Origin of the sequence: Corynebacterium sp. HMSC068H04, from assembly GCF_001811255.1 — a bacterium.
Taxonomy (GTDB): Bacteria; Actinomycetota; Actinomycetes; order Mycobacteriales; family Mycobacteriaceae; genus Corynebacterium; species Corynebacterium hesseae.
Map to the genome: position 1 here is coordinate 1 of NZ_KV804022.1, position 658 is coordinate 658.

Below are 658 nucleotides of genomic sequence, written 5' to 3' on the forward strand. Positions count from 1 at the left end.
TCGAAGGACCAAACATGCGCCTCACCACCAACGCATAACAACCGACAAAGCCTGAGTGAGATACCGCTACCAGGTACTCACTCAGGCGCTACCAGATACTCACCACGCCGCTACCATTTCAGTCTTCTGAACACTTGGGCATTGTTATACAAGTCCATGTTGGTCTCATCCGCTGGCCCCTGAGCGACAGTTTCGTGGTTAGTAGCAATGCGTTCAGCTGCACCTGCACCGATTCTCATCGTCATCAGAGCATTCCACAAGCAGTGCCGAAAAGCATCGCCCTTTCCATTGCGGAGTGATGTGGCGCCAGGAAACCGGTTCTGCGCTTCCATACTCGCGGTTGTGGCTGCCTGATTGGCGATGCCGCATGATACTACGTCGACCAGCGCGATGCAGGACAGCATTTCAAAGCCCTGGATATATATCCGGTAGGGGCCCGACTGGGCGGTCGCAAAAGGCGCTACCTGAGGATTGATGTCAGTGACCCTGGACGCTTCACCTGGGACAAATAGCGCGTATGAACGGTGCAGGGATCCATTGCGGTCCATAAGCGCAGACGTGGATGTGCAGCACGCAGGTCTGTGTTTTCGGGTCAGTGCTTGTAGGCTGTGTGCGAAAACGACGGAGAAGCCCGTCACCGTTGAGTTGTTGCTCAAAG

At 55.0% G+C, this 658-nt stretch carries 1 pseudogene; it reads right to left on the minus strand.

The features are described from left to right. Positions 1-110: 110 nt before the first annotated feature. Positions 111-658 (minus strand): annotated as a pseudogene (locus HMPREF2792_RS11560) (hypothetical protein); the annotation flags it as partial.